General features: G+C 64.7%; 8 protein-coding genes. 5 read left to right on the top strand and 3 right to left on the bottom strand.

Annotation, left to right across the window (positions count from 1 at the left end):
- The 3 genes from WA702_RS23370 to WA702_RS23360 all read right to left on the bottom strand — a co-directional run.
- Positions 1-349 (bottom strand): ABC transporter permease (locus WA702_RS23370; RefSeq protein WP_425112927.1); only part of this gene is annotated, 349 nt, incomplete at its 3' end.
- Between the two features lie 12 nt (positions 350-361).
- A complete protein-coding gene (locus WA702_RS23365; RefSeq protein WP_425112926.1) occupies positions 362-1,864 on the bottom strand; it encodes a sugar ABC transporter ATP-binding protein in 1,503 nt (500 codons plus the stop codon).
- Positions 1,865-2,132: 268 nt separating this feature from the next.
- Positions 2,133-3,086, bottom strand: a complete 954-nt coding sequence (locus WA702_RS23360; RefSeq protein WP_425112925.1) for a sugar-binding protein — start codon at positions 3,084-3,086, stop codon at positions 2,133-2,135.
- A gap of 444 nt (positions 3,087-3,530) precedes the next feature.
- On the opposite strand from WA702_RS23360, the gene WA702_RS23355 reads away from it, so the two are divergent.
- The 5 genes from WA702_RS23355 to WA702_RS23335 all read left to right on the top strand — a co-directional run bounded on the left by WA702_RS23355 (position 3,531) and on the right by WA702_RS23335 (position 10,769).
- The gene (locus WA702_RS23355; RefSeq protein ID WP_425112924.1) at positions 3,531-6,047 is read left to right on the top strand and encodes a penicillin-binding protein 1A; all 2,517 of its coding nucleotides are present in this window, start codon (positions 3,531-3,533) and stop codon (positions 6,045-6,047) included.
- A 119-nt stretch (positions 6,048-6,166) separates the two neighbouring features.
- Positions 6,167-6,445: a metal/formaldehyde-sensitive transcriptional repressor gene (locus WA702_RS23350; RefSeq protein WP_425112928.1), complete on the top strand. Its 279-nt coding sequence runs from the start codon at positions 6,167-6,169 to the stop codon at positions 6,443-6,445.
- A gap of 4 nt (positions 6,446-6,449) precedes the next feature.
- Positions 6,450-7,508, top strand: a complete 1,059-nt coding sequence (locus WA702_RS23345; protein WP_425112923.1) for a nickel/cobalt efflux transporter — start codon at positions 6,450-6,452, stop codon at positions 7,506-7,508.
- Between the two features lie 243 nt (positions 7,509-7,751).
- Positions 7,752-9,491: a CHAD domain-containing protein gene (locus WA702_RS23340; protein ID WP_425112922.1), complete on the top strand. Its 1,740-nt coding sequence runs from the start codon at positions 7,752-7,754 to the stop codon at positions 9,489-9,491.
- 105 nt (positions 9,492-9,596) lie between these two features.
- Complete coding sequence (locus WA702_RS23335; RefSeq protein ID WP_425112921.1) at positions 9,597-10,769, top strand: M20 aminoacylase family protein; 1,173 nt, start codon at positions 9,597-9,599, stop codon at positions 10,767-10,769.
- Positions 10,770-11,039: the final 270 nt, after the last annotated feature.

Raw genomic sequence — 11,039 nt, 5'->3', positions numbered from 1 at the left:
TGACCACGAAGGGCTGGATCTTCATCTTGGTGACGAGCAGGCCATGGATCACGCCGATCACGAGTCCGCCGGCGATGATCAGCGCGAAGGCGGCGACCCAATCGACGTTGCGGTTGACGATCAGGTCGATGAACAGCACGCCGAGCAGCGCGATCACCGAGCCGACCGACAGCTCGATGCCGCCGATGATGATGACGCAGGCCTCGCCGATCGAGAAGATGCCGAACAGCCCGACCTGATTGGCGGTGTTGGAGAGGTTGCCGGCGAGCAGGAACCGCGGATTGATGAAAGCAACAACGGCGCCGACCACCAGGATCAGGATCAGCAGGCTGAGATCTTTTTTCTGCACTTGTTTCCTCGCCTACACTGCCTGGCCGACAGCCAGCTGCAGCACGTTGTGTTCGCTGAACTGGCTGCGCTCCAGGAAGCCTGAAATCGCGCCCTCGTGCATCACCGCAATCCGGTCACTCACGCCGATCACCTCTTCCATGTCGCTCGATATCATCAGGACGGCGACACCCGCATCGGTGAGACGGCGCAGCATGTCGTAGATCTCCTGCTTGGCGCCGACGTCGATGCCGCGGGTCGGCTCGTCGAAGATCAGGACCTTCGGCCGCATCGATAGCCATTTGGCCAGCACGACCTTCTGCTGATTGCCGCCCGACAGCGCGCCGGCTGTCGTCGCCACGTCGGGTGCGCGGATCTTGAGGCGCTCGCGTTGGCTCTTCGCATTTTCGGTCTCGCGCGCGGTATCCACCAGCCACAGCCGTAGATACGAGGTGAGGTCGGGCAGCGAGATGTTCTCGGCGATCGACAGATCGAGCAGCAGGCCGCAGCCCTTGCGATCCTCCGGGATCAGATAGATGCCCTGTGCGATCGCCGCGCGCGGGCTCGTGAGCTGGATCGGTTCGCCGTCGAGCCGGATCGCGCCGCGCTGCAGGCGGTCGACGCCAAAGATGGCCCGGGCAAGCTCAGTGCGCCCGGAGCCGATCAGGCCGGCCAGACCGAGAATTTCGCCGCGCCGGACCTGCAGGCTGACCGCGCTCTCCGGATAGGTGTCGGTCACGGCGTCGACGATGTCGAGCACGGCCTCGCCGGGCGGCGCCGCCGGCGGCACGTAGAGCGATTTGAGATCGCGCCCGATCATCAGCCGGATCATCGCCGCGGGCGAAAGCTCGGCTCGCGTCAGCGCGCCGACCATGTGCCCGTCACGCAGCACCACGGCGCGGTCGGCGCATTGCACCACCTCGTTGAGGCGATGGGTGATGAAGATGATGCTGACGCCCTCGGCCTTGAGGCCGGCGATGACACGCAGCAGCCGCTCGGTCTCCGACAAGGTCAGGCTCGAGGTCGGCTCATCCATGATGACGAGACGCGCATTCAGCGACAGCGCTTTCATGATCTCGACGAGCTGGCGCTGTGCCAGCGACAAATCGGCCAGCAGCGTATCCGGCGCGAACTCCACGCCCAGGCGGTCGAGCAGCGGCTGCACCTGGGCATGGAGACGTTTGCGGTCGACCAGCCGCAGCGGCCCGCCATAGACCGGCTCGCGGCCGATGAAGACATTGGCCGCGACGTCGAGATTGTCGAATAAATTCAGCTCTTGATGCACGAAGGCGATGCCCGCCTTGATCGCATCGGTCACGTCGAGCGAGCGGCGTTCGATGCCGTCGATGCGGATGACGCCGCCGCTCGGCGCGACCACGCCGCCGAGCACGCGCATCAGGGTCGATTTGCCCGCGCCATTCTCGCCGACCAGCGCGATCACTTCGCCCGGCGAAACAGAGAAACTGACGCGGTCGAGCGCGACCACGCCGGGATAGTCCTTGCTGATATCGACCAGTTCGAGAAACGGCTCAGGCATTGGAAGCAGCACTTCACAGTCAGAGCGTCACCGGGGACGGCCCGGCGATCGCAGCTGGTCGAACAAACCCGGCAGCTTCTCCGCAGCCATCCATCGAGGCGACCGCCTGGGCGGGCTCCTCGGGATGAGGATCTTTTTGCGGCGACGACCAGACCGTCATGGCGAGGAGCGCGACGGGCGGGCATCTGGCAGTTGACGCATAGCATAGAACGCCGTGCGTCTCGCACCATGAGGCCAGCCCTCACGCTCCTCCGTTAAAGACAGATCGCTACTTTTTCAGCATCTGCTTCATCTGGTTCATGAACTCGTCGACGTTTGCCTTCTCGATCACCTTGCCGGGCACGATGATGATGCCGTTGGCCGGGACGCCCGACTTGTCGCCCTCGATATACTTCGCCATCAGCTTCATGCCCTGATAGCCCCACTCGAACGGCTGCTGCACGACGGTGCCGACGATGGCGCCTTCCTTGACGCCGCCGAGCGTGATCGGATCCTCGTCAAAGCCGATGACCTTGATCTTGTTGAGCTTGCCGGCCTCCTTCAGCACCTCATAGATGCGCGGGGTGTTGTAGGAGTAGAAGCCGACCAGGCAGCTCACATCCGGGTTGGCGGCGAGGACGTCCTCGACGTTGCGCTTGGCGCGGGTCTGGTCGATCTCGTCGCCGCGAACGTCTGTAAGCTCGACCTTGGAGCCCTTGATAGCCTCCTTGACGCCTTCGATGCGTTCACGCGCATTGTCGGCGCCGGGCAGGCCGACGAAGCCGACACACTTGCCGCCGTTCGGCAACGCCTTCAGCATCAGCTTGCCGGCTTCCTTGCCGAGATCGGTATTGGAGGAGCCGATATAGGCGACGCGCTTCGACTGCGGCGCGTCGGAATCCGTGGTGAACAGCACCGACTGGGAGGCGATCTTGTTCAGCTCCTCGGTCTCGTTCTTGGGGTCGACCGCGCTGACCATGATGCCGGCCGCACCGGCCGCGACGAGATCGTCGAGGATGCGCTGCTGCACGGCGGCAGCCGCCTGCTCCGGATATTTGAACTGCAGATCGTATTTGGGCAGCTCGCCCTGTGCCTTCTTCACGCCGGCTTCGGCGATCTTCCAGAAGTCGGAGGCGCCGTTGACCACGAAGGCTAGCACCTTCTTGTCGGCCGCCTGTGCCGAGCCAAGGCCGAAGGCAACCGCGAATACGGCGGACACACCGGCAGCGACGATACGCTTCATGAAACTCCCTCCCCATTTTGGTGCCTGGCCCTTCTGTCGAGGCCAGAACATTGCAGCATTTGTTATGGTGTTGTGTCGTTCGGGTGCACACCCCGTCCCGCTGTCAGGCTGCTGCATGAAAACCGCTGCGCCATCCGCGATCTGCGAACGATGCCACGACGATCCGCTGCAGCCCGCAAAATGAGGCGCGCACCTCAAAGTAGCAGAAGAGTATCATACCTGCAACAGCAGCTGCGGTGTTTTCGCGCACCCCTGCGCTCTTAGATGGGAAGTTGCGCCACCGGCAATTTTCGAACCGTTACAAGCCCTTTGGCGGCGGGCCACAACTGCGCGGCCGACGTCCAAGCCCTAGTTCGGCCGCAGCGACAGCACTATAACGCGCCCCCAAGGTGCTTCGCGCCGGCTGAAGTCAACGGTTCACCCCCGTTGCGAGAGAATTTTCCCATGCGGATGATCGGACGTTTTCTGGGCTTCCTGTTTGCGACTGGAACCGTGCTGTTCCTGGCCGGAGCCGCTGCGGTCGCCGTCCTGGTCTGGCATGTCTCGAAGGACCTGCCGGACTATACGCAGTTGCAAAAATACGAGCCGCCGGTGATGACCCGCGTGCACGCCGCGGATGGCTCGCTGGTCGGTGAATATGCCAGAGAGCGTCGCCTCTATTTGCCGATCCAGGCGGTGCCGAAACTCGTGATCAATGCGTTCCTCGCAGCCGAGGACAAGAACTTCTACGAGCATGGCGGCGTCGACTTTTCCGGCATGGCGCGCGCGGGGCTGCTCTACATTCAGAATTTCGGCTCGGACCGCCGCCCGCAGGGGGCGTCGACCATCACCCAGCAGGTCGCCAAGAATTTCCTGCTGACCAACGAGGTCTCGTTCACCCGCAAGATCAAGGAAGCCTTGCTGGCGATGCGCATCGAGCGTGCCTATTCCAAGGACAAAATCCTCGAACTCTATCTGAACGAGATCTATCTCGGCTCCGGCTCCTACGGCATTGCCGCGGCCGCGCTGACCTATTTCGACAAGTCGGTGAACGAACTCACCATCGCGGAAGCCGCCTATCTCGCGGCGCTGCCGAAGATGCCGGGAAGCCTCAATCCGGTCCGCAACCATGACCGCGCGATCGAGCGGCGCAACTACGTGGTCGACCGCCTGCAGGAGAACGGCTGGATCAGCAAGGCTGATGCCGACAAGGCCCGCAAGGAACCGATCGACATCGCCACCCGTTCCAACAGCGCACACCGTTTCGCCGGCGAATATTTTGCCGAGGAAGTGCGCCGTGACCTGTTCGAGCGCTATGGCGAGAAAAAGCTCTATGAAGGCGGCCTGTCGGTCCACACCACGCTCGATCCCAAGATCCAGGTCATGGCGCGCAAGGCCATGGTGGCCGGCCTAGTGAAATATGACGAGCAGCAGGGCTATCGCGGGCCGGTCAGCAAGCTCGACATCTCCGACGACTGGGGCGTCAAGCTCGCCGAGGTGAAGTCGCTTGCCGATATCTCGCCATGGCGAATGGCGGTGGTGCTCCAGGTCTCCGAGCAAGCGGCACGGATCGGGTTCCAGCCCGCTCGCGAGTTCGGCGGCGCCCTCAGCAAGGATCGCGAGATCGGCTTGATTCCGCTGGATGGCGTCAAATGGGCCAAGGCTGCCCCCGGGACTTCCGCCTCCGCGGCATCGCACGCCAGGACGCCGACGTCGGTGGCGCAGGTGTTGCAGGCGGGAGACGTAATTTATGCCGACCCGCTGTACCGCGAGGGTAAGCCCGTCAGCGGTCAGTACCGGCTCGAGCAGGTGCCCGAAGTGTCCGGCGCGATGGTGGCGATGGAACCGAACACGGGACGCGTGGTCGCGATGGTCGGCGGCTTCTCCTTCGACCAGAGCCAGTTCAACCGCGCCACCCAAGCCTATCGGCAGCCGGGCTCGTCGTTCAAGCCGATCGTCTATTCGGCTGCGCTCGACAATGGCTATACGCCGTCGACTCAAGTGCTCGCGGCGCCGATCGAGATCGATCAAGGCCCCGGCGCTGGAATCTGGCGCCCGGAAAACTTCTCCGCCAGCGAGAACAATCTGGGGCCGACCACCTTGCGCCGCGCCCTGGAGTTGTCGCTGAATACGGTGACCGTGCGGCTGGCGCAGGATATCGGCATGCCGCTGATCTCGGAATATGCCAAGCGCTTCGGCATCTATGACGAACTGCCGAACTATTTGTCCTACTCGCTCGGCACCGGCGAAACCACTGTCATGAAAATGGTCACGGCCTATTCGATGATCGCCAATGGCGGCCGCCGGGTGAAGTCGACCCTGATCGACCGTATCCAGGACCGTTACGGCCATACGATATTCAAGCACGATGCCCGTGAATGCCGCGGCTGCGACGCCTCCGATGGCTGGCACAATCAGCCTGAGCCGGAGTTGGTCGACCATCGCGAGCAGGTGCTGGACCCGATGACCGACTACCAGATCACCGAAATGATGGAAGGCGTGGTTCAGTTCGGCACAGCCGCACGGATGCGCGATATCGGCAAGCCGATCGCCGGCAAGACCGGCACCACCAACGAAGCCAAGGATGTGTGGTTCATCGGCTACTCGCCGGACCTCGTCGTTGGGCTCTATGTGGGCTACGATAAGCCCCGCAGCCTCGGCAGCGGCAAGCAGGCGCAGGCCGCCTACATTTCGGTCCCGATCGCGCACGACTTCATGAAGCTCGCGCTCGCTGACAAGCCGGCGACCCCGTTCAAGATTCCTGCCGGCATCAAGCTGGTGCGTGTCGACGCCAAGACCGGCATGCGTGCCGGCCCCGGCCAGAACAACGGCACGATCCTCGAGCCCTTCAAGCCGGGCACGGCGCCGCCGGATGGTTATTCGGCGCTGAGCGCAACCGACCCCGACCGAGCACCTGGTGCGCAGGTCGCAGCGCCGGATGCCGGCGCCGTCATGCGACCCGGGACCGGCGGGCTTTACTGAGCCATGTTCGCGCGCGCCTTCGTGGCTAGTTTTCCGGCGCCGGCGTGACTGCCGCTCCGCGGCAGCAGCAAGCCGTGCTTGCGCTTGCCTTCTATAGGGTACCCCCCTATGTTACGATCATGTCGCACACCATCAAGCACAAATCGAAGCTGATCGGCCGGGTCAGGCGCATCAAGGGACAGATCGAGGCGGTCGAGCGCGCGCTGGAAGCCGAGCTCGGCTGCACCGACGTGCTGATGCTGGTGGCCTCGGTGCGCGGCGCCGTCAACGGCCTCACCGCCGAGCTGCTGGAAGACCACATCCGCCATCACGTCGTCGACCCCGCCCGCGAGAAGGACGCCGACAAGGCCCAGGGTGCGGCCGACCTGATCGATGTAATTCGGACCTATCTGAAGTGAAACGATGACCGATATCGCCCAGCTTCTGCAGCAGAGCACCGCCAACGCGTGGCTGTTCGTGCCGAGCGCGATCCTGCTCGGCGCGTTGCATGGACTCGAGCCTGGCCACTCCAAGACGATGATGGCCGCCTTCATCATCGCGATCCGCGGCACCGTGCTGCAGGCCACCCTGCTCGGGCTTTCCGCCACCGTCTCGCACACCGCGATCGTTTGGCTGGTCGCGCTCGCTGGATTGTATTTCGGCCGCCAATGGAATGGCGAGCAAAGCGAGGCGTATTTCCAGATCGCCTCCGCCGTTATCATCATCGGCGTCGCGATCTGGATGGCATGGCGAACCTGGCGCGAGCAGAACGCCGAGCATGATCATCACCATCATCATGCCGAGGCGCAGCGGATCGCAACCCGCAATGGGATGCTGATGCTGTCGATCTTCGAGGACGGCGTGCCGCCGCACTTCCGGATCGAAAGCGAGAGCGGCGCGTTGCCGACGCCGGAAGAAATTAGTCTGGACACCATCAGGGACGACGCCACCAGCCAGACTTTCGGTTTCATTGCGAAAGCCGGCTACCTCGAAAGCGCCGATGAAATCCCCGAGCCGCACGCCTTCGAAGCAAGGCTGTCGCTGCGCGGCGAGATATCCACTGCCGTGTTCGAGGAGCACGATCATTCGCACATGAATCTCGGTGACGAGGACGACGCGCACGCCCGCGCGCATGCCGCCGACATTCGCAAGCGCTTCGCGGGCCGTAGCGTCACCACCTGGCAGATCGTGCTGTTTGGTCTCACCGGCGGACTGATCCCCTGCCCGGCAGCGATCACCGTGCTGCTGCTGTGCCTGCAACTCAAGCAATTCAGCCTCGGCTTCACGCTGGTCGTGTGCTTCGGCATCGGGCTCGCCATCACCATGGTGTCCGCCGGCGTGCTCGCAGCGCTCAGCCTGCGCCACATCGAACGGCGCTGGAGCGGCTTCAGCCACTACGCCCGCCAGGCGCCTTATGCGTCGGCGATGTTGATCGTGCTGGTCGGTCTTTATACCGGCTGGCTCGGCCTGAAGGCGATCTGACGGACCGCGCACAGCGCGGGAGCCGCCATCAGCACATTTATTTGAAACAGTGTTCGCGCAGATCGGTCGCAGGCCGCTCCGAGCACGTGGTCTATTGCCATGGACGGCTTGAGGAAAATCAAGCCGCGCGGCCGCATTTATGCAAGGATGGCCGCAGCCGGAACCGTTTGCATCCCCCCTGTCGCTTCCACACCGCGTCGGCTATGGTCAGACACTGTCATAAAACTGTTATAGATGGACAAGATGCGGGACTCTGATGCGACTGCGTTGGTCCGCGGCAATGGGCGCCTCGCTGTCGGGCTTGGCCGCGTGTCGGCCGCCGCGACGCGCAACGGCCTCGACGCTTCGGCTGCGCTCGACATTCACCGGGAGCCGGCGACGCCGCCGTCGGAGATGCCATCACTCGCATCAGCACCCGCCGCGATCGTGCTCCCTGAGGTGCCGCCGGGCAACGAGATCGAGCTCAAGCTGCTGGTCGCCCCCGGACGCCTCGGTGATTTCGACGATGCTCCGGTCATATCGGCGCACGCGCGCAACAAGGGCACGCGGCGACATCTGAAATCGGCTTACTACGACACCCGCAAGCGCCTGCTGTGGCGCAACGGCTTGTCCCTGCGGGTCCGGCAGATCGGCAACCGCTTCGTGCAAACCATCAAGACCCAAGAGACCGACGACCCGCTGCGGCGTGGCGAGTGGGAGGCGAGCGTGCCGTCGCTCGAGCCGGACCTTGCGCTAGCGCTGCCGTTCGTCCCGGAGAGGCTGCGCGAGGGGCTGACGCCGGACCGGCTCGAGACCGTGTTCGTCACCGACATTCATCGTCATCAGCGCATGCTCGATCTGCCGACCGGCACGGTCGAGGTCGCGTTCGATCACGGCGTCATCACCGCGGGCGAGCGCACGATGCCTGTCAACGAGATCGAGCTCGAGCTGAAGAGCGGCAGCACGGCGGCGATCTACGAGATCGCGCGGCGGCTCGCCGAGCACGGCGCGGTGCGTCCGTCGATCCATGCCAAATCCGCACGCGGCTTCGATCTCGCGACCGACCGCGCGCCCGGCGCCGAGAAGCCGCGCAAACTCGAGCTCGATCCGGCAGTCTCGCTCGACGAGAGTTTTGCGATCGTGCTGCGGAGCTGCTTCGGCCATCTGTTGCAGGCGATTCCGGCGGCCGAGGACGGCCGCGATGTCGAAGGCGTGCACCAGTTGCGCGTGGCGCTGCGCCGCCTGCGCGCCGCGCTGCAATTGATGCATGCGATCGGCGCCCGCAGCCGGCTCGAGAGCCTGCGCTCGGACGCGCGCTGGCTCGCACAGAGCCTTTCGGCCGCGCGCGACTGGGACGTGTTCCAGACCGAGACCTTGCCGGTCGTGGCGCAAGCCTGCGCCTCGCTCGGCGGCTTCACGGCGCTCCGTGAGATCGCCGAGCGGCATCGCACCAACGCCTATCGCCGGATCCGCTCCGCGCTGGCGGGTGCCCGCGCGACCGGCTTCCTGCTTGGTCTCGGCGAATGGATCGAGACGCGCGGCTGGCGCAGCGACGTCTCGCCGGAGACGCTCGGGCAACTGGCTCTGCCCGCGATCGATTTCGCCGCCATCGTGCTGCAGGCACGGCATGCCAAGGTGCTGAAGCGTGGCCGGCATTTCAAGTCGCAGACAGCGGAGCGGCGCCATGAGCTGCGGTTGGCGCTGAAGAAGCTGCGCTATAGCGTCGACTTCCTGCTGCCGCTCTATGGCGACCGCAAAGCCGCCAAAAAATACGCCCGCAGGCTCGCCCGCCTGCAGGAGCGGCTCGGCCTGTACAACGACATGGCGACCACGAACCGGCTGCTCGCCGGCCTCGGCTCTGAGAGCACCGAGGGCGCCATCGCGGCCGCGGCGATTACTGGCTGGCAGGCGCACGCCATGAACGGCGTGGAGGCGCCGCTGCGCGAGGCCTGGCGCGGCTTCGTCGGCGCGACCCCGCCCTGGTCAACTGCAGCGGAAGCCTGACGGCCCGGAACTTGCTTCCAGCGATCTTGCTAAGGCGCGGTGAGCAGGCAATAGTCCTGGTTCGCACATGCCTCTCCTTTTCACACAGCGAGTTCGTTTCTCCTCATGCCCGTCATCAACAGCATTGCCGCGCTCTCCGACGAGATGACCGCGTGGCGCCACGATTTCCACGAGAACCCCGAACTGCTCTACGAGGTGCATCGCACCGCCGGCGTGGTCGCCGACAGGCTGCGTGCCTTCGGCTGCGACGAGGTCGTCACCGGCATCGGCCGCACCGGCGTGGTCGGCGTGATCCGCGGCCGCAACGCGGCCTCCGGCAGGACCATCGGCCTGCGCGCCGACATGGATGCGCTGCCGATCCTGGAGGCCTCGGGCCTGCCGTTCGCCTCCAAGAATCCGGGCGTGATGCATGCCTGCGGCCATGACGGCCACACCACCATGCTGTTGGGCGCGGCCAAGCATCTCGCCGAGACGCGCAATTTCGACGGCACCGTGGTGGTGATCTTCCAGCCCGCGGAGGAAGGCGGCGCCGGCGGCAAGGCCATGGTCGACGACGGGTTGATGACCCGCTGGGGCGTTCAGGAGGTCTATGGCATGCACAACATGCCGGGACTGCCGGAGGGCAATTTCTCGCTCTCGCACGGCGCCATGCTGGCGTCTGCGGACGCGATCGAGATCACGGTCACCGGCAAGGGCGGCCATGGCGGCTCCGGCCCGCACAAGGCGGTCGACAGCATCCTGATCGCGGCGCAGATCGTCAATGCGCTGCAGTCGATCGTTGCGCGCAATGTCGATCCGCTGCAATCGGCCGTGATCTCGGTCTGCGCCATTCACGGCGGCACGGCCTTCAACGTCATCCCGGAGACGGTCGAGATGAAGGGCACGGTGCGCACCTTGCATCCGGAGATCCGCGATCTCTGCGAGAAGCGCATCGCCGAGGTCGCCGACGCCACCGCGCGGGCCTATGGCGGCAGCGCCAAGACGGTCTACGCGCGGATGTATCCGGTGACGATGAACCATGCCCGCGAGGCCGCCTTCGCGGCCGAAGTGGCGCGCGACATCTCCGGGACGGAGCGCGTCGACGAGCGGGCGCTGCCGCGGATGGGCGGCGAGGATTTCTCGTTCATGCTGCAGGAGCGCCCCGGCGCCTTCGTCTTCATCGGAACCGGCGAGGGCGCCGAGCTGCACCACCCGGCCTATCGCTTCAACGACAACGTGCTCGCCACCGGCGCCTCGTTCTGGGTCCGCCTGGTCGAGAAGAGCATGCCGGCGAACTAGTTCGATAGCCTCGTCATTTCGTGACGAGGCCACAGTTCGCAGGGTGGGCAAAGCGTAGCGTGCCCACCGTCAAGACCGTCGCTCCGAATGGTGGGCACGCTTACGCTTTGCCCACCCTACCGGCTATCGAAAGAGCAGCCGGCTGATCGCAGGTCTACGGCCATTCGACAGTTCGCTCCGTATCGAAGCATGACGCCACTACGTGGGATTAGGGAGAACGCATCAGCTGCTCCCGATCCCGCGAGGCGTCATGACCGCACGGCCCACCAT

Origin of the sequence: Bradyrhizobium sp., from assembly GCF_049798375.1 — a bacterium.
Classification (GTDB): domain Bacteria; phylum Pseudomonadota; class Alphaproteobacteria; order Rhizobiales; family Xanthobacteraceae; genus Bradyrhizobium.
Note: the sequence above shows the minus strand (reverse complement) of the source record. Positions and strands in the feature narration are given on the sequence as shown.